This is a genomic window from Undibacterium sp. Tian12W (genome assembly GCF_049339405.1).
Classification (GTDB): Bacteria; Pseudomonadota; Gammaproteobacteria; order Burkholderiales; family Burkholderiaceae_D; genus Undibacterium.
In genome coordinates, this window is record NZ_JBMPPK010000099.1 from 1 (window position 1) to 255 (window position 255).

Consider the following 255-nt stretch of genomic DNA (forward strand, 5'->3'; position numbering starts at 1 on the left):
CCATCATTCGGTGATAGTGCACTGGGTAAATTTACATCGTCTCCATGGTGTATCAGGATTAGCAAAAAAGCAGGTGCCTGGTAAATACGATGTAGAGTTCAGACTGTCGGTACTCAAGTGTCTATGGGATAACCAGCTTTCCTACCGGGAAGTTGCTGCCCTGTTTAATATCCGCAGTCCGGGATGTATTGGTGATTGGGAGCGTTGCTATCATAATGGTGGTATAGATGCCCTGATACCACGTGTACGTGGAAG

General features: G+C 46.7%; 1 protein-coding gene. It reads left to right on the top strand.

Annotated elements, in window-relative coordinates:
• Positions 1–73 precede the first annotated feature (73 nt).
• Positions 74–255 (top strand): helix-turn-helix domain-containing protein (locus tag ACO0LI_RS30780; RefSeq protein WP_423037748.1); only part of this gene is annotated, 182 nt, incomplete at its 3' end.